20 protein-coding genes and 1 pseudogene are annotated in these 17,001 nt (G+C 60.2%); 19 read left to right on the forward strand and 2 right to left on the reverse strand.

The features are described 5' to 3' along the window. Positions 1 to 37 precede the first annotated feature (37 nt). Positions 38 to 357: pseudogene (locus tag CKW29_RS25985) on the forward strand (hypothetical protein). Between the two features lie 4 nt (positions 358 to 361). Beyond that, positions 362 to 751, forward strand: a complete 390-nt coding sequence (locus CKW29_RS06950) for an antiterminator Q family protein (protein WP_177452401.1) — start codon at positions 362 to 364, stop codon at positions 749 to 751. Between the two features lie 20 nt (positions 752 to 771). Here CKW29_RS06950 and CKW29_RS06955 read toward each other — a convergent pair whose 3' ends face one another. Beyond that, complete coding sequence (locus CKW29_RS06955; protein ID WP_095148154.1) at positions 772 to 1,791, reverse strand: SH3 domain-containing protein; 1,020 nt, start codon at positions 1,789 to 1,791, stop codon at positions 772 to 774. A 311-nt stretch (positions 1,792 to 2,102) separates the two neighbouring features. Here CKW29_RS06955 and CKW29_RS06960 point away from each other — a divergent pair, with 311 nt between their 5' ends. Then, positions 2,103 to 2,429 carry a phage holin family protein gene (locus CKW29_RS06960; protein WP_095148200.1) on the forward strand — a complete coding sequence of 109 codons (327 nt, stop codon included), beginning with the start codon at positions 2,103 to 2,105 and terminating at the stop codon, positions 2,427 to 2,429. An 8-nt stretch (positions 2,430 to 2,437) separates the two neighbouring features. Here the strand turns inward: CKW29_RS06960 and CKW29_RS06965 are convergent, their stop codons facing one another. Further along, positions 2,438 to 2,890: a hypothetical protein gene (locus CKW29_RS06965; RefSeq protein ID WP_143496845.1), complete on the reverse strand. Its 453-nt coding sequence runs from the start codon at positions 2,888 to 2,890 to the stop codon at positions 2,438 to 2,440. Positions 2,891 to 2,954: 64 nt separating this feature from the next. Here CKW29_RS06965 and CKW29_RS06970 point away from each other — a divergent pair, with 64 nt between their 5' ends. The 16 genes from CKW29_RS06970 to CKW29_RS07045 all read left to right on the forward strand — a co-directional run bounded on the left by CKW29_RS06970 (position 2,955) and on the right by CKW29_RS07045 (position 16,934). Next, a complete protein-coding gene (locus tag CKW29_RS06970; protein WP_095148156.1) occupies positions 2,955 to 3,695 on the forward strand; it encodes a hypothetical protein in 741 nt (246 codons plus the stop codon). Between the two features lie 160 nt (positions 3,696 to 3,855). Continuing rightward, positions 3,856 to 4,410 (forward strand): terminase small subunit, encoded by a 555-nt coding sequence (locus CKW29_RS06975; RefSeq protein ID WP_256577005.1) that lies wholly within the window; start codon positions 3,856 to 3,858, stop codon positions 4,408 to 4,410. Continuing rightward, entirely contained in the window at positions 4,373 to 6,418 is a 2,046-nt protein-coding gene (locus tag CKW29_RS06980) for a phage terminase large subunit family protein (protein ID WP_095148157.1), read from the forward strand. Before CKW29_RS06975 ends, CKW29_RS06980 begins: the two co-directional genes overlap by 38 nt. Next, complete coding sequence (locus CKW29_RS06985; protein ID WP_095143464.1) at positions 6,409 to 6,621, forward strand: primosomal replication protein PriB/PriC domain protein; 213 nt, start codon at positions 6,409 to 6,411, stop codon at positions 6,619 to 6,621. The genes CKW29_RS06980 and CKW29_RS06985 overlap by 10 nt, the downstream gene beginning before the upstream one ends. After that, positions 6,618 to 8,171, forward strand: a complete 1,554-nt coding sequence (locus CKW29_RS06990; protein ID WP_095143465.1) for a phage portal protein — start codon at positions 6,618 to 6,620, stop codon at positions 8,169 to 8,171. The genes CKW29_RS06985 and CKW29_RS06990 overlap by 4 nt, the downstream gene beginning before the upstream one ends. Beyond that, positions 8,101 to 10,182: a ClpP-like prohead protease/major capsid protein fusion protein gene (locus CKW29_RS06995; protein ID WP_095148158.1), complete on the forward strand. Its 2,082-nt coding sequence runs from the start codon at positions 8,101 to 8,103 to the stop codon at positions 10,180 to 10,182. Before CKW29_RS06990 ends, CKW29_RS06995 begins: the two co-directional genes overlap by 71 nt. A 68-nt stretch (positions 10,183 to 10,250) precedes the next feature. Continuing rightward, positions 10,251 to 10,571 (forward strand): capsid cement protein, encoded by a 321-nt coding sequence (locus CKW29_RS07000; protein ID WP_095148159.1) that lies wholly within the window; start codon positions 10,251 to 10,253, stop codon positions 10,569 to 10,571. Further along, positions 10,568 to 10,933, forward strand: a complete 366-nt coding sequence (locus CKW29_RS07005) for a hypothetical protein (RefSeq protein WP_095148160.1) — start codon at positions 10,568 to 10,570, stop codon at positions 10,931 to 10,933. Before CKW29_RS07000 ends, CKW29_RS07005 begins: the two co-directional genes overlap by 4 nt. Beyond that, positions 10,926 to 11,477, forward strand: coding sequence for a hypothetical protein (locus tag CKW29_RS07010; RefSeq protein WP_095148161.1), 552 nt, complete (start codon positions 10,926 to 10,928; stop codon positions 11,475 to 11,477). Before CKW29_RS07005 ends, CKW29_RS07010 begins: the two co-directional genes overlap by 8 nt. Then, positions 11,444 to 12,004 carry a phage baseplate assembly protein V gene (locus tag CKW29_RS07015; protein WP_095148162.1) on the forward strand — a complete coding sequence of 187 codons (561 nt, stop codon included), beginning with the start codon at positions 11,444 to 11,446 and terminating at the stop codon, positions 12,002 to 12,004. The genes CKW29_RS07010 and CKW29_RS07015 overlap by 34 nt, the downstream gene beginning before the upstream one ends. A gap of 59 nt (positions 12,005 to 12,063) precedes the next feature. After that, positions 12,064 to 12,285, forward strand: a complete 222-nt coding sequence (locus tag CKW29_RS07020; RefSeq protein ID WP_095148163.1) for a hypothetical protein — start codon at positions 12,064 to 12,066, stop codon at positions 12,283 to 12,285. Between the two features lie 5 nt (positions 12,286 to 12,290). Then, on the forward strand, positions 12,291 to 12,617 hold the full coding sequence (locus tag CKW29_RS07025; RefSeq protein ID WP_095148164.1) for a GPW/gp25 family protein: 327 nt from the start codon (positions 12,291 to 12,293) through the stop codon (positions 12,615 to 12,617). Continuing rightward, a complete protein-coding gene (locus CKW29_RS07030; RefSeq protein ID WP_095148165.1) occupies positions 12,614 to 13,492 on the forward strand; it encodes a baseplate J/gp47 family protein in 879 nt (292 codons plus the stop codon). Before CKW29_RS07025 ends, CKW29_RS07030 begins: the two co-directional genes overlap by 4 nt. Before the next feature lies 1 nt (position 13,493). Next, positions 13,494 to 14,105 (forward strand): phage tail protein I, encoded by a 612-nt coding sequence (locus CKW29_RS07035; protein ID WP_095148166.1) that lies wholly within the window; start codon positions 13,494 to 13,496, stop codon positions 14,103 to 14,105. After that, positions 14,098 to 16,503 carry a phage tail protein gene (locus CKW29_RS26260; RefSeq protein ID WP_095148167.1) on the forward strand — a complete coding sequence of 802 codons (2,406 nt, stop codon included), beginning with the start codon at positions 14,098 to 14,100 and terminating at the stop codon, positions 16,501 to 16,503. Before CKW29_RS07035 ends, CKW29_RS26260 begins: the two co-directional genes overlap by 8 nt. Further along, positions 16,503 to 16,934, forward strand: a complete 432-nt coding sequence (locus CKW29_RS07045) for a tail fiber assembly protein (RefSeq protein WP_095148168.1) — start codon at positions 16,503 to 16,505, stop codon at positions 16,932 to 16,934. Before CKW29_RS26260 ends, CKW29_RS07045 begins: the two co-directional genes overlap by 1 nt. Positions 16,935 to 17,001: the final 67 nt, after the last annotated feature.

Raw genomic sequence — 17,001 nt, forward strand, 5'->3', positions numbered from 1 at the left:
CCGAAAACAGAAATTAATCTTACAAGAGGATTCAAACATGCAGAAAGGGCAGGGGCTTGGCTTTAAGAGGCGACGGATCGAGCTAGAGCCTTGCCCGACCTGCAGGGGCAGAGCGGTAGGAAAGGGCTGTTTTATGAGTTGATTTGTACTGCTTGCAATGGCTCAGGTTGGGTTACTCGGGGTAGCAGGTTGGTGCTTTCTTCAGACGAGTTAGTGACCCAGTTGAGCTTCAAATTGCAGCAGGCTCAGCGCGAAATTGAAGCGCTTCAGCAGGGCTCGTCGATACCTGGCCCGGCCGAGTATTACCAACAGAACAACCGTCGCGGTGCCGGCGGATCAAATTACACAGGGGATTGAGACCATGATGATTCGTAAGCCGGCAGGCCGACCTTTGGGCGATACCGAATACCTGCTGGAGCAGTGGGGGTGGTGGCGGATGGATGGGGCCGGTGTCCCCACCTACACCTCACCAACCTTTGCACTAATGCGTCAAGCGATGCCGCAAGTATCCGTCAGCCAGAACTACTGCATTACTGACGACTGGGCGATTGCTATCGACAATGCCGTAGCCAAGCTCGCACACCGGGATCAGCAAATGGGCAACATTATCTGGCTGTACTACGGTGCCAAATGGCCAATGGTGCGGGTCGGCAAGCACTACGGGATGAGTGAAGGTAAGACCCGTGAGCTTGCCAGAGCGGCCGCCGCTTGGATCGACTGCGCAGTATCCGGAATGCGAGATGCAGCATAAGCGGTGAGAAGGAAGAGTTCTTATTTACTCAACTGATGGGTGTATTTCCGAGAAATCCACCCATCGACACCATCTTCACCCACAACCGCCACGTGGAGCCAATTTCGATTTCTGCTATCCAGTATTTCAAGTGCAGCTCTATCAGGAAGATTCACTGAAAGCACCTCCTCGTTCATGCCGGGACCTGCACGAAGTTTTACCCCAGTTCCTTTGACGGTGTGGTATCGCTTCAGAAACTCTTCTGGTATGTCCTTTTCGCACATGTAGCTTCTAACTGCTTCGCCTACCTCCCCCGATGTCATGGATGGAGCCATTTTAGGCAGGAAGAAGCAAAGCTCCTGGCGCACAGCACTTTCCTTTTCAATGAACGCCACGATCAGCAGGAGCAGACTGAGAACCAATATTAGTCGAGAGTTCTGTTCGGTCGAGAGTGCCGATGCTGGTTTACCCTGTTCAAGGTGTCCGACAATCTGCCGCTCGAGCTCCAGCTCAGCCGCAGTCGCTACCCGGAAATCTCCTGATACCGCTATTGAAATCGCGGCATCTCCGGATGCCTCAACGAGAGCAGGTATCTCTGCGGAGCGTTCAGATGCGAAGAACTCTGCCAGCGGGGATGGTTGTGAGCTTTCTAAAGCCCGGGCAGCCGTCCGAAAACTATTTAGCGGCTCAGCAACGGAATTCAGTTTTTGTAGGTATTCGTGTATCGGACTGACCTTAAGAAGCTCGTCCAGTTTTATTGTAGGTAGGTTTTGGAGTGCCTGGATTACCCGCATGGCGGAGGAGTTCTGAAGTGCTTGAATCCGCCCTATGGATGGTAGGTTTTCGATGGCTCGGATCGCATTCATTGCAGGGGTGTTCTGGAACGCGAGAACTGCTTGCATTGCCGGAGAGTTTTGAAAAGCGAGGATAGCCTCTATGGTTGGAGAGCTTCTGAAGGCTCGGATCGCATCCATGGTCGATTCTTCCAGCAAACCTTTCGTGGAGTTTCCTTTTTCAACTAGCATCTTTTGTTCTACATCCTCTTCACGTTTGCTTGCCATACAGTTCTCCCCCGAATCATAGTTAGGCGCGGACCTTCGGATGTTCGCATAAACCTGTTTCTAAAATCGCGTTGTCCGTCGAGCAGCAAAGAAAAGACTTTTCCGCGCGGAATACATTTGTTTTTATAGCAGCGTGTATTGCTGTGAACGCAGCGCGACGCTTTCAACAACCCGGCCAACGAGTCGGGTTTTTGTACCCATTTACAAGCCCCGCCATCGAGCGGGGCTTTTTCGTTTTCGGCCCCATGCCTGGCTCTTTGCTCCGAGCGGATGACAGTGACATGGAGGCCGGACCTATTCGAGGACTACCGATGAACACTGAGCATCAGGCTCTCGCCGATGTGCCCCTTTGGCTGTTGGTGTTGTTGAGCATGGCCGGCTTGTCCGGGGAAATGCTCAGGGCATCAGGCACTGACCTCGGCCTTCGGCAGATCCTCCAGCGTGTAGCCCTGCGCTTTCTTGCATCTGGCCTGTTGGGCATGGCCACGTTGCTGCTCGCGATGGCTCTGTGGAGCAATTTTTATCTTGCTGCAGGCTTGGGCATCGTCATTGCCGTGATCGGCGCAGATGTTGCGGGCGGCCTGTATACCCAGTTCCTGGCCAAGAAAGCGGGTGTTTCCGACCAGGCTGAACTGTAAGTAGTGCTTTAAACGTCTGCGTCTCGCTGTCGTCGTTCGAGATGACTGATCTGACTCCGAATTACATTTGGCAATTGAAAGCTCATTTCTGACATCAGGTCTGTTTCTCCGCCGGGATGCCTCTCGTACCTAGCGCTGTAGTAGATGCCGGCGAGCGTTGCAATCCGACTTGCCTTTTCGGTGATGTAGTCGTTCTCGCCCTTTAGTCCAATACAAAGCTGTTGTATCGCTCGCAAAGCAGATTGGTCCTTGCCGGGCACGTTATAACGACGAAATGCCTCTTCCAGCTTTTTCAGTGTTTCAAGCAATCGTTGAGTATTTTCTATGTCCATAGAACGCCACATTCCTCCACAAGCTAAACGGATATCGCTGATATGGGTCAGCGCAATGCGGGGCGATGGTAGCCCAGAAAACCCAGAACGGCTGATCAATCTGTACTTCAACGACGATGGTGTAATCATGGCCTGCTATGATCCGCTCAATGGGCCGCCAGACAGCTACAACACTGACGTAGTCGTTCGCTAAATGGTCAAAATCAAGATCACGCCCGACATGCTGCCCGTGTCACAGGCGCTGATGGAGCTGGAGAAAAAGCACATTCCGCATGTGCTTGCCCTGACCGCGACCCGTTTGGCCATGCGAGTCAAGAAGGGTGAACTGGCCGTCATGGCGCAACGCCTGGACCGGCCAACACGAACCACGATGAACAGCCTGTTCGTCAAAATGGCCACCAAAAGCAAACCGGCCGAAGTCTATTTCAAGGACTCTTGGACCTCGGGCATTCCCGCTGATACCTACCTTCAGCAGACTGTCAGGGGCGGGCCACGACCACATAAGCGCTTTGAAAAGGCCCTGATCGCTCGCGGCTTTATGAAGTCCAGCCAGTTCGCAATCCCCAACCCCAACGTGCTCGACAAGCATGGCAACGTTTCCCGAGGGACGATGACCAGGATCTTGTCGGGCCTTGGCGCTGCCGAAACCTCGCGTGGCTACCAGGCCAATGCCTCGAACAGCAAGCGCAGTCAGCGAAAGGGTAATGCCAAGAGCTATTTCTCCGGCATTGTCGGTGGAACGGCCGGGGTTTGGGAGCGCAAAGAGACGGCGTTCGGTGATGCCGTCAGGCCGATGTTTGTCTTCAGCCGGAGCGCGCCGATGTACCGCACGATTTTCCCGTTCTTCAAGATCGCGAACAACATCGTCAAGGCCAACTACGGCGCCGAGTTCCGCGGTGCGTTTGCCGATGCGATGGCCACTGCCAAACCGTGATAGCGGGCGAAAAAGGCTGTTTCTGTACCTTTATTGCTTGACGTGCTGGTTTTGGCGTGAATTTAACGGGTCCTCCCGAGGGGGTGGGGCTTGGGGGTAATTCGGGCCCCGCGTCTTGTGTACGTATGACCCATTTTCCCAGGTTGGTTGTTGTTTAGTCATGGCGAACTCTTCGATCACCCGGCAGCCGTTCTGGCTGAACAAATCCCGCATGGCCGAAAGCCTCGGCATTTCCACGCAAGCCTTTGATAAATGGGGCGTCGAGCCGGTGGCCAAGGTAGGGCGCGAGTCGTTCTATGACGTGCGTTCGGTGGTCGCCAATCGCTTGGCTCACCAAGAGCAGAAACACCAACCAATGGGCGCGGACGGCGAAAACCTCGATCCGCACGCCGAGCAGAAATTGCTGCAGGAGCGGTTGCGGTTAACGACCGCCCAGGCCAACGCCCAGGAGCGCCGAAACAGGGTCAAGGACGCGGAATTGGTTCCGGCTGATTTTGCCGTGTTTGCCCTGGGTCGATTGGCCGCCATGTTGGGCTCCACGCTGGATACCATCCACGTCAAATTGAAACGAAAACATCCCGACATGGAAGCGCGCCACCTTGAGGCGGTTCAGCGGGAGATTGCGGTTACGCGTAACGAAGCCTCCGGCCTGGCCGATGCTTTGCCGGAGATCTTGAATGAATACGTTGCCGCCTTGGATGAGGGGGCTGACTAACGCGGTCACGCGCGGTTTGACGGCGCTGTTCAAAGAGCCACCGTTGACGGCCGTTGAGTGGGCCGACAAACACTTCTATCTGTCGTCGGAGTCCTCTTACCAAGAGGGCCGCTGGGAGACCGCTCCGTTTCAGGTGGCGTTGCTCAATGCAATGGGCAACGACCTGATCCGTGAAGTCAACGTGCTGAAGTCGGCACGGGTGGGTTATACGAAAATGCTGGTGGCCAACATGGGCTACAAGATCCAGCACAAAAAACGCAACCTGCTGAGCTGGTGCCCGGACGATGGTTCGTCTGATGAGCTGATGAAACGGCACATCGATACGATGATTCGGGACGTGCCGGTGGTGCGCGCCCTGGCCCCGTGGTTCGACAAGAAACACAGCGATAACACCCTCGATGCGAAGTGCTTCGACAACCAGAAGATGCTCTGGTGCCTGGGTGGCAAAGCGGCGAAAAACTACCGCGAGAAAAGCCCGGACGAAGTGATCTATGACGAGCTGTCGAAGTTCGACGCCGACATCGAGGGCGAGGGTGCGCCGACCTTGCTCGGGGATAAACGTCTCGAAGGGGCGACCTTCAAGAAGTCGATCCGCGGTTCGACACCGGGCACCGCCGATACTCAATCCTCGGAAGAAGACGGCGGCGGTGATGGCTGCCAGATTACCCGCGCGGCCAACGAATCACCGCATTTCTTACGTTTCAACATCCGCTGCCCGTGCTGCGATACCGAGCAACACCTGAAATGGGGCGGCCTGGACGCGGCGTACGGGGTGAAGTGGCTGAAGGATGGGTATGGTCAGGTCGAAAAAGCCTGGTACCTGTGCGAGTCCGGCCACGGTTGCACCTTCGAATATCACGAGATGATTGAGGCGTCGAAGCAGGGGCGTTATCTCTGCGAGCGTAGCGGGATTTGGACCCGGGATTCGATGGAGTGGTTTTCCTCGGACGATCAGCCGATTGCCACGCCGCGCTCAATCACCTTTCACATCTGGACGATTTACTCGACTTTCACCACTTGGGCGGACATCGTCAGTGACTGGCTCAAGGTCGGCAAGGACCGGGGCAAGCTCAAGACCTTTACCAACACCACGTTGGGCGAAGCCTGGGAAGAGGACCAGAGCGAGAAACTGAACTGGGAACTGCTGCGCGACCGCCGCGAAGTCTTTGCTCAGGTGCCACGTCGCGCGGTCGCCTTGCTGGGCGGGATCGATACCCAGGGCGACCGCTATGAAGGTCGGGTGTATGCCTATGGTGCGGGCGAAGAAGCGTGGTTGGTGCACCGTTTCATTCTCACTGGCGACCCGGCCAGCACGGTGTTGCTGAAAAAGGTCGGTCAGGAGATCAATCGGCAGTTCACCCGGGCGGACGGCACGTTGATGCGCGTCGAGCGCTGGTGCTGGGACAGCGGCGGCCACTACGCCGACGAAGTGCGGGCCGAAAGCCGCAAGTATGGCGTGCATTGGGTGATCCCGATTTTCGGGGCCAGCACCTACGGCAAGCCGATTGCCAACTTTCCGCGCAAGAAAGACAAACGCAGCAAGGTCTACCTGACCGAAGTCGGTACCGACAACGCCAAAGAACTGATCTACAGCCGGTTGAAGCTACAGCCGGACGGTGATCGGCCGGCGCCCGGCTGTATCCATTTCCCGGCAGACGACCTGATCTGCGATGACGACGAGCTCAAGCAACTGACCAGCGAGAGCAAAAAGTGGGTGATCGTCAAAGGGCGCCGGGTCATGCGCTGGGATGCCAGCAAGCGCCGCAACGAAGCACTTGATTGCGCGGTGTACGCCTTGGCGGCCTTGCGCATCAGTCAGCAACGCTTCGGTCTGGATCTGGACCTGCTGGCCAAACAACTGCCTGGTTCCAATCAATGGCTCGTTCCGGAACCAGAGGACGCCGAACCCGCTGCACCGGTGGCAACTTCGGTACCGCAAGCCCAACAACCCGCACCGCCTGCCGAGTCTGGCGGCTGGTTTGATTCAGGACAAGACGCATGGCTATAACCGCTCAGGACATGGTGGACCGCTATCTGGAGGCCGAGCAGGCGATCCTGCTGGGTAAGGAAATCCTCTTCAATGGTCGCAAGCTGATCATGGATGACCTGGAAGAAATCCGCGCCGGCCGGCTGGAATGGGAGCGCCGGGTGCGGGCGCAACAGACCGCGGCGGCGGGGCAGCCGTCGTACGCCATGGCGACATTCCGGTGAACCTGCTGGACCGAGTGCTGGCTCCGGTGTTTCCGGGCATGGTGGCCGAGCGACTGCGTGCCCGTAACACGATCATGGCATTCGAGGCGGCGCAGGTGACGCGTACGCACAAGGCGAAAAAACAATCCGCCAGCGCGGATCGCTCGCTGCAGCGTTCGGCGCGCTCCCTGCGCGAGCAGTGCCGCAAGCTGGACGAAGACCATGACATTGTCACCGGCCTGTTCGACCGCCTGGAAGAGCGGGTGGTGGGCGGTATGGGTATTGCGGTCGAGCCGTTTCCGTTGAGCTACGCCGGGGAAGTGCACCTGGACTTTGCGGCGCAGATCAAGGCCCGCTGGGCCGAGTGGTCGTTGCGCCCGGAAACCTCCGGCGAGCTGTCGCGGCCGCAGATGGAGCGGCAGGTCTGCCGGACCTGGCTGCGCGATGGCGAAGCCTTGGCGCAAAAACTCAAGGGGCGAGTGCCCAGCTATGACCATTTGACGGCGGTGCCTTTCGCGCTGGAGCTGCTGGAGCCGGATTACCTGCCATGGGAATACAACGACGACGCCAAGGGCATTGTTCAGGGAATCGAGCGCAATCAGTGGCGGCGGGTCAGGGCCTATCACCTGGTCAAGCACCACCCCGGGCATGTCCCGGGTTATGGCCTGACCTTGGCCACCAAACGCGTGCCGGCCGAACAGATGATCCACATCGCGCACCGTAAGCGCATTGGCCAGAACCGTGGCCAGCCGTTGCTGCATGCGGTGCTGATCCGCCTGGCGGACATCAAGGACTATGAAGAAAGCGAACGGGTCGCGGCGCGCATCAGTGCGGCGCTGGCCATGTACATCAAGAAAGGCACCCCGGACGACTACACCGCGCCTTCAGCTGTGAATGGTCAGACTGCCGCTGCACGCAGTATTCCCATTGGCCCGGGCATGGTGTTCGACGGTCTGCTGCCCGGCGAAGACGTTGGCATGATCGAAAGCAATCGACCTAACCCCTTTCTTGAGGGCTTTCGCAACGGTCAGCTCAAGGCGGTGGCGGCCGGTACCCGGGGCACCTTCTCCAGCGTGGCCCGCAGTTATGACGGCACCTATTCCGCCCAGCGTCAGGAGCTGGTCGAGGGGCAGTTGGGTTACGACCTGCTGCAGCATGAATTTATCGACTACTGGAGTCGCCCGGTTTATCGCGAATGGCTGCACATGGCGATTGCCAGCGGGGTGGTCAAGGTGCCGGCCGACGTCGATCCGGACACGGTGTTCGGCGCGATTTATCAAGGGCCGGTGATGCCATGGATCAATCCCGTCCATGAGGCCAATGCCTGGCAGATTCTGGTTGAAGCGGGCTTTGCCGATGAGTCGGAAGTGGCGCGGGCGCGTCAGCGCAATCCGCAGGAGCTCAAGCGCTCCCGGGCTTCGGAAATTCAAACCAACCGGGACAAGGGACTGGTCTTCAGTTCGGACTTCTATCACGAGATCTATGGAAAAACGCAAACCGATGAACAGCCTAAAAAGCCTGCCGCTGATGACGCCACGGGCGTCGATCCCGACGACGAGCGAAACCAATGAACGCTGGTATTCCATGTGTGCGGCCGCATGCGGAGTGGTGGACATGCACCTGCATGGCGAAATTGGCGCCTGGGGTATCACCGCCCGGCAGTTTGCTCTGGATCTGAAAGCCCTGGGTGATGTGTCGCAGATCAACCTGCATGTGCATTCGCCGGGCGGCGATGTCTTCGAAGGCATCGCCATTTACAACATCCTCAAACATCACCCGGCGCGGGTGGACGGCTTTGTGGATGGCTTGGCCGCGTCCATGGGCAGTGTGGTGTTGATGGCCTGCAACAGCATCAGCATCCCGGAAAACGCCGTGATCATGGTGCACAAACCCTGGGGCATTCAGGGCGGCGACGCCCATGAAATGCGCCGCTATGCCGATTTGCTCGACAAGGTCGAAGGCTCCCTGGTCAGTGCCTACGTGGCCAAGACCGGGAAAACCGCCGAAGAGATCCACGCGATTCTTGAGGCCGAGACCTGGATGAACGGGACCGAAGCGGTCGCCGCAGGGTTCGCCGACAAGATTCTGGAGCCTGTGAAGGCTTTCGCGCACATCAACTCGAAACGAATGCAGGAGTTCACCAACATGCCTACATCGGCAAAAAATCTGTTCGACCCTCGCGGTTCCGTACTCGCTCCGACCCCAGCACCTACTCCCGCGCCACCGGCCGCCGATCCGGCACCGGCTGCTTTGACCCTGGATCAGATGCGCGCTCAGGTACTGGCGGCGGACGGCCCGCGCCGCATGGCGATCACCGCCGCGTTCTGCGGCTCGCTGGGCACTACCCACACTGAGCTGCTGAACACTTGCCTGAATGACCTCGGCTGCACCGCCGAGATGGCCAGGGAGAAACTGCTGGTCGCGTTGGGCTCGACAACTACCCCAACCGGCGGACCGGGTGTGCACGGGCATGTGACCAACGGCAATCTGGTCGGCGATTCGGTGCGTGCGTCCCTGGCGGGGCGTCTGGGCCAGGCGGAAAACCAGAAGGACAACGCCTATAACCACATGAGCCTGCGCGAACTGGCCCGTGCTTCGCTGCATGACCGCGGCATCTTGGTGGCCACCCTTGATCCCATGGCCATGGTCGGCCTGGCGTTCACCCACGACTCCAGCGACTTCGGCAACATCCTGGTGGACAGCGCCGCCAAGTCGGTGTTGCTCGGGTGGGATGAGGCTCCAGAGACTTATCACCTGTGGACCAAAAAGGGCCGCCTGAGTGACTTCAAGGTGGCCTCCCGGGTCGGCATGGGGGCGTTCCCGAGCCTGCGTGAAGTTCGCCCCGGTGCGGAATACAAGTACATCACCACCAGCGACCGCGGCGAAAAAATCCGCCTGGCCACCTACGGTGAAATGTTCAGCATCACCCGACAGGCCATCATCAACGATGACCTCGACCAACTGAGCACGGTGCCCTACAACATGGGCCTGGCTGCGCGCGGCACCATCGGCGATCTGGTGTACGACACGCTGATCCATTCGCCGCTGATGAGCGATGGCAAAGAGCTGTTCGACGCCGAGCGCAACAACCTGTTCACCGGCGCCGGCTCGAACATGTCGATTGAAGCGCTGAGCAAGGCCAAGACGGCCATGGCCTTGCAGAAAACCCAGGTTGAGGGCGGCAAGGCCCGGACCCTGAACATTCGTCCGGCGTTTGTCCTGGTGCCGGTGGCGCTGGAAGACAAGACCAATCAACTGATTCGCTCGGCCTCGGTGCCTGGCGTCGACACCAACGCTGGCATCGACAACCCGATCCGCAACTTTGCCACGGTGATCGCCGAGCCACGCCTCGACGATGATTCGTCGACCACTTGGTATCAGGCTGCTCGCCAAGGTGCGGACACCATCGAGGTGGCTTACCTGGACGGCGTTGAGCAGCCGTACCTGGAACAGCAGCAGGGTTTCACCATCGACGGCGTGGCGAGCAAGGTGCGGATCGATGCCGGGGTGGCGGCGCTGGATTATCGCGGCCTGAACAAGTCGGTGGGTGTGGTCACGCAGACCAAGTCGACCGCTCGCTAATCCGTTTAACGTCTTCTCAATACCCCGCCGCGTGCGGGGTTTGTTTTTTCTGCACAGGAGAAATACGCATGTCCAAGAATTACTCGGGTGCCGGCGAGACGGTGACCTTTGTCGCCCCGGCAGGTGGGGCGACGGCGGGTGTGCCGCTGGTGTTGGTGGATCTGGTGCTTATCCCTATGGCCAGTGGCGTCGAGGGTGACGTCTTGGTGGGCCATATCGGCGGTGTCTGGCGCTTGGCCGCGGATGCGGCGTTGCGGCAAGGGCAGAAGGTGGCGCTGCAGGGTGGTGTGCTGGTCGATCCGCTCACGGCCACCGGTGACACAGTGCCGTTCGGCAAATTGCTGAGTGCCCCGGTCGGCGGGATTGCCGAAGCGTTGTTGATTCAGTGACGGGCCTGAGCCGCTTTCGCGACATCACGGCGCGGATGGATGCGGTGTTGGTTGATCGCTTGGGCGACCGGGCGATCAAGTCCGATGGGGTGGCGCTGTTCGGTGCGTTCCTCTCGCCCTTTGTCGGCGCAGACGTGGGTGGCAAATCGAAGAGCGTGCGCCTGGGCAATGCCATCGTCACCGATAACGTGCTGGCCCCTACCTTCACCGCGCGGGTGGTGGATGCGGCGGGGATCGAGAAAGACAGCTTTCTGACCATCGATCTGCCGGCCGAGCAGGGTGGCGGCCGTTACAAGGTGAGCAAGCGCGAACCGGACGGTGCCGGTATGGTCGCCTTCATACTGAGTTTGAACAATGGATGAGCTGACGACCTTACACAATGCGATAGAGGCGACCTTCAAGGCGGGCTTACCGTCGGTGGTCAGCGTCGAGGCGTTTCCCGAGCTGGATGCAGAAGTGGGTTTGCCGGCGGTGTTGTTTGCCTTGACGGAAATCGGCGAGGCGCCGGACACGGGTAGTGGCAAGACCTCCCTGAACGGCCGCTTCCAGGTATGCATCATGGTCGATTCGACGATCAGTAAAGCCGCGTTGCAGGCGGCCATCTTGGCAACCGAGATCAGCAAGATCCTGCGCGGGCAGTATTGGGGGTTGGACTTTGTCGAGGAGGTGCAAGACGTTCGTGCCTTTCCGGACGAGTCGATGCCCGAGCTGGCGCAGTTCGTGGTGTGGATCGTCGAATGGAAGCAAGTGTTCCAGGTCGGCGAAACCGAGTGGCTATGGCCGAACGAACCCCCGGGCACCCTGTACCTGAACGTCGACGGTTGTACCGGTACCGGCAACGAGGATCACTACTTTCAGCCGGAGGATCTGGCATGGGATACCCCAGCGCTGAACACGACCGGATGATCGCCGCCATGCTGCTGCCCTGCGTGGTGGTCGGCGTCGATCTGATTGCCGGCCGAGTGCGGGTCAAGGCCGGCACCTGGGTCAGTGCCTGGGTGCGCTGGCACAGTTTGGCCGCCGGCAAGGCGCGTCACTGGCGGGCGCCGAGCGCGGGGGAGCAGGGTGTGTTGTTCAGCCCCAGCGGTGACCCGGCGATGGGCACCTTCATCCCGGGGCTGTATGGCAATGCCGGGGCGCCGCCGGATAATCGCGATCACGTCGAGGCCTGGTACTTCGACGATGGCGGCTCGCTGATCTACGACTGGAGCGCCGGCAGTTACAGCATCGACTTGCCTAACGGCAGCAGCGCGACGATCAAGGTCGGTGAGGCGTTGTTCGAAGTGACACCGGATCAAGTCCGGGTGGCTGCGAGCCAGATCACGCTGCTCGGTGAAGTGACTATCGACGGCGCATTGAGCGTGTCCGGCGACATCAACGGCGCCGGCACGATCATGGATGCCGGCGGTAACAGCAACCACCATTCGCACTAACCCGACATCGTTCACTGACAGCCCGCTGCGTGCGGGCCTTTTTATTCCTGGAGAAAACCATGACCAGTAAAACCAAGGAAGTTTCAGCGACGACCGATGAGCCGGTTCCGGCCACGTTGAGTATTTTTCGCGACACGCTCTACACCTCGCGGGTACTGATCCTGCCCGAAGGCGAGCGCACCTTGCGTGTGGCCAAGGGGCAGGTCGCGGTCGCGTCAGACGATACGGTCGCGCTCGAGTATTTGCGCGGCCGTAAGGACTTTGTCGCGGTCGAGGGCTGATCGAGATGATCGGACTGGACCGCCGCACCGGTCAGCTCATCTCCGGCATCGATCACCTGCGCCAGTCCATCGAGGACATTCTGTCCACCCCGCTGGGCAGCCGGCGGATGCGCCCGGACTACGGCAGCAAGCTGCGCCGCTTTGTCGACCTGCCGGTGAATGACGGCTGGAAGAGTGCGGTGCAAGCGGAGGTGGCCAGCACCCTGGGCCGTTGGGAGCCGCGTCTGAAACTGGGGCGGGTGCGTGCCGTGGCCATCCTGGAGGGGCGTATCACGTTCGAGCTGACCGGGCAGTACCTGGGCAGTGAAGTGTCATTGGAGGTGTCCGCATGACCATGGAGCTGGCGGCACTGCCGCCGCCGCAAGTGCTGGAAGACCTGGACTTTGAAGCGGTCTACCAGGAGAAGCTGGAAGCCTTCCGCCTGAGCATGGGTGACAACTGGACCGCGGAGCTGGAGAGCGATCCGGTGCTCAAGCTGATCGAGCAGGCCGCGTATGGCGCCTTGCAGAACCGGGCGCGGGTCAACGACGCGGGCAAGGCCTTGCTGTTGGCCCACGCCGAGCGTGCCGACCTTGATCATCTGGCCGCGAACGTCAACCTACAGCGCCTGGTGATTCAGGCCGAAGACCTCAGCACAGTGCCACCGACGCCGCAGGTGCTCGAGGAGGACGATGCCCTGCGCGAGCGGGTTCAGTTGTCGTATGAAGGCCTGACCACCGCCGGGCCGCGTAACAGTTACATCCTGCACGCACGCAACGCCTCGGGCCTGGTGGCCGATGCCACGGCCGAAAGCCCGTCGCCGGCCGTGGTGGTGGTTACGGTGCTCAGTCTTGAAGGCAGTGGCGCCGCCTCGCCCGAACTGCTCGAGCAGGTCCAGCTGCACCTCAATGACGAAGATGTGCGGCCGGTGGCCGACCGGCTCACGGTGCAAAGCGCGGTGGTCATCGACTATCGCATCGAGGCGGTGTTGTACCCGCAAGCCCCCGGCCCGGAAAACGAGGCCTACTTGGCCGAAAGCCAGAAACGCCTGAGCGAATGGATCAACCCGCGGCGCCGTCTGGGGTTGGAGGTGGCGCGCTCGGGCATCGATGCGCAGTTGCACATTCCCGGGATTGCTCGGGTCGAGTTGCTGGACTGGACCGACCTCAAGCCAAGCAAGGCCGAGGCGGCGTATTGCACCGGCTATAGCGTAGTGCTGGGGGCCTGACATGAGCAGTTTGTTGCCGCTCAACAGCACCCCGTTGGAGCTGGCCCTGGAGGCCGCGAACTACGAAGACACGCTGATCCCCCTGCGCAGCTTGTACAACGCCGACACCTGTCCCGAACACTTGTTGCCGTACCTGGCCTGGGCCTGGTCAGTGGACCGCTGGAACAACTCCTGGTTGCCGGAGGCCAAGCGCTCGGCGATTCGTTCAGCGTACGACGTGCATGCCCGCAAGGGCACCATCGGTTCGTTGCGCCGGGTGATCGAACCCTTGGGTTACCTGATCGACGTGGTGGAGTGGTTCGACACCGTGCCAGAAGGCGTGCCCGGTACCTTTGCCTTGGAGGTCGGCCTCAACGATGCCGGGATCACCGAGGAACTGTACGAGGAGCTGGCCTGGCTGATCGACGACGCCCGCCCGGTCAGTCGGCACATGACCAATCTGGCCATCAGCCTGCAGACCCAGGGCGTGCTCGATATCGCTGTGTGTGTCTACGAGGGCGAAGAGATCGATGTGTACCCACCAGATCCGCAGGACATCGATGTGACCGGCGCCTTGGGCCCGGCGCTCTGCGTCGATGAAACCGATACTTTGGACGTTTATCCCTATGATTGATAAGAGCAGTCAGTTTTTTGCCATCCTCACCGCGGTGGGCGAAGCCAAGCATGCCAATGCCATCGCCATGGGCCTGGACTGGATGTTTACCGAGATGGGCCTGGGCGATGCCAACGGCACCGACCCGATTCCCGACCGCCTGCAAACCCAGCTGATCAACGAATGGCGCCGCGCGCCGATCAACCAGATCCGGGTCGATCCGGCCAACCCCAACACCGTGATCACCGAGCAGATCATTCCGCCAGAGGTCGGCGGGGAGTGGATCCGCGAGATCGGCCTGTACGACGTCGACGGCGATCTGGTGGCGGTGGCCAACTGTGCGCCGAGCTATAAGCCGCTGTTGGCCCAGGGCACCGGCAAGACCCAAGTGGTGCGGATGAACTTCATCGTCAGCAGCTCGGCGAACATCGTGCTGAAGATCGATCCGGCCGTGGTGCTGGCTACCCGTGAGTACGTCGACACGGCGATCAGCGAAGCGCTGGCCAAGCTCGATTACAAGCAGTCAGCGCGGGTTGCCGCCACGGCCGCCATTACCCTGAACAATGTGCAGACCGTCGATGGTGTGGCCTTGGTCGTCGGTGACCGGGTGCTGGTGACCGCGCAGGCGCAGGCTGAAGACAACGGTATCTACGTGGTCAGCACCGAGGCGTGGCTCCGGGCGGCGGATGCCGACAACAGTCTGGAGGTAACGCCGGGGCTGTTCATCCATGTGGAACAGGGCACCGCCCACGGCGACAGCCTCTGGCAGCTGGTCACCGACGCGCCGATGACTCTGGGGACCACCGGCTTGCAGTTCGAGATGATCGCCGGGGCCAGCGGGGTCAGCGCCGGCACCTATCGCAGCGTTACCGTGGATACCCTCGGGCGAGTGATCGCCGGTACCAACCCGACCACCCTCGACGGCTATGGCATCACCGATGCCCTGGCGGTGAGTGAGAACCTTGCCGATGTCGAAGATGTGGCTGAAGCGCGCGACAACCTTGGGCTGGGCACCGCCGCCACCGCGGATGTGCAAACCGATCTGGACGATGCCACGGTGGATGCGCTGATGAAGGTGGGGGCCTTCGGCTTGGGCGGGGCGGGTATCAGCCTGGTGGCCGGTACCGACCTCAACACCATCCGCACTGCCGGGTTTTATCGTATTGAAGGCACGCCAACACATGGTCCCGCTGGCCTAACCAACTCGGTCATGATTGTCGGTGTGGGTCGCGACGTGACGCTGCAGTTGATCATTCAGTACAGCACCGGGGTTTTGTTCACCCGCGGTGGCAGTGCTTCTGGCGCGACCTGGTCCGCCTGGAAAACCCAGTGGGACAGTGGCTCACTGGTCAAACAAGCGAACACCACAGATGCCTCGGCGGGCCGCGTGCTGCTCAATGGTGCTTTCGGCGTGGGCGGTGTAGCGCCCAATTTGCCAGGCGATGACTTCAACGCGGCTCAGGTCGGTGGCACCTATACGTTTGTTGCCGACACCCTGAACCGTCCGGACATCCCCAGCGGTAGCCACGGTCTGGCGATCCATGTCGAGCGCTCCTTCGGCAATCTGGCTTATCAGGAGGCACGAGTAGCCAACAGCCCGACGCACTACCGGTACCGCACCGGGGATTTTGCCACGGGGATATGGGGTGACTGGCAGATCCTGTGGGACTCCAGCAATCTCACGAAACAAACATCGCCAGTCGACGACACGTCGGGCCATGTGTTGCTCACCGGTGCCTATGGCTGGGGCCGCGGCGGGATCGTCGTCCCCGATGGCACTGACCTCGATATCGTTACGGAAGCTGGCCTCTATCGGGTGAATACAGGGCCTCATGTACCTGTAGGCGGCGAATATTCGCCCATGCTGGTGATGGTCGCGCAAGACGTTGTCACTCAAATGATCATCAACAACCAGGCCGGCACTGTCTATACACGGGGCTGCATCATCGGCGGTGCAGGTTGGGGAGCGTGGGTGACGAACTGGAACACGGCCAACTTTAACCCTGCGGCCTACCAATCGGCATTGGGTTTCACGCCTGTGCAGCAAGGTACAGGCATCAATCAAATTTCCGGCAGCATTGTAAAAATAGGTTGGGCTGCTTTAGGCCAGTTGTATTGCACTGTCGATGCGCTCGACCTGGGTGCGATCTGGACTGACTACTACGGCGTGGAGAAAGTACGCAACGCGGTTGTCGGGTTCATTGCTGGTCATGTCGGGAGCTATGGCCTGTTTCGCGTCAGTGGCGGTGGCGCAACTACCCCCGGTACCTTGGTAGCCGGTGGAAACCTGGTCTTTACCGATGTGGGCGCGCAGTCGTCTCATGGCAATCCGGGCGGCAGCTGGATGCTGATGGGCGGCCTGCAAAACGCCGATGGCACGGATGACGACTCTGCAGTTATTTGCTTGAGGGTGGCTTGATGAAATACACCGATGTGCTGAACCCGCAATGGGCGAATGCCGAGCACACCGCGATCAACCTGCTGCTGGTGGCCGTGGCGCACGGTGCCCTGCCGTTCACCGCAACACCGGATGATTCGACCGACTACGGGCCGGAGATCTACCTGCGCGCGGTCGCTGGCGACTTTGGCGAGATTGCAGCCTATGAACCGCCCTCGGACGCGGCCTTGTTGCCCGCCGCGCGCTCCCAGCTGAAGCGGCTGATGCAGGACGCAGGTCTGGCGGTGGCACCGCTGCAGGACGCGGTCGATCTGGGTGTGGCCACCGAAGAGCAGGTCGAGCAGTTGAGTGCCTGGAAGTTCTACCGCATCGAGCTCAGTGAAGTGCCGCAACAACCCGGTTGGCCACGAACGATTGAGTGGCCGGTCAAACCGGTTCCATTGACCCCGTAACCCATCACATAGAACACCCCCACGGCCTCGCTTATGCGGGGCCTTTTCGTTTCTGGAGCATCACTCT

Source organism: Pseudomonas sp. Irchel s3a18 (assembly GCF_900187535.1).
GTDB lineage: Bacteria > Pseudomonadota > Gammaproteobacteria > Pseudomonadales > Pseudomonadaceae > Aquipseudomonas.